The sequence below is a fragment of the Bacteroides caecigallinarum genome, assembly GCF_016901995.1.
In the GTDB taxonomy this organism is placed as follows: Bacteria; Bacteroidota; Bacteroidia; order Bacteroidales; family Bacteroidaceae; genus Phocaeicola; species Phocaeicola cellulolyticus.
In genome coordinates this window covers 1-264 of the sequence record NZ_JACJLE010000201.1, presented here as the reverse complement: position 1 = coordinate 264, position 264 = coordinate 1, and the positions used below count along the sequence as shown (strand labels likewise).

At 48.9% G+C, this 264-nt stretch carries 1 rRNA gene; it reads right to left on the bottom strand.

What is annotated here, in order from left to right:
- Positions 1-264, bottom strand: a 23S ribosomal RNA gene (locus tag H6A61_RS15625); the annotation flags it as partial.

The window sequence follows — 264 nt, the reverse complement described above, 5'->3', positions numbered from 1 at the left end:
GGAAACCTTAGTCTTTCGGCGAGGGGGTTTCCCACCCCCTTTATCGTTACTTATACCTACATTTGCTTTTCCATACGCTCCAGAGTGGCTCGCGCCACGCCTTCAACGCCGAATGGAATGCTCCCCTACCAATTGGAAACAATTGCCTTGCGGCCATTGTTCAATTCCATAGCTTCGGCAGACAACTTGATACCCGATTATTATCCACGCCAAATTCCTCGACTAGTGAGCTGTTACGCACTCTTTAAATGAATGGCTGCTTCC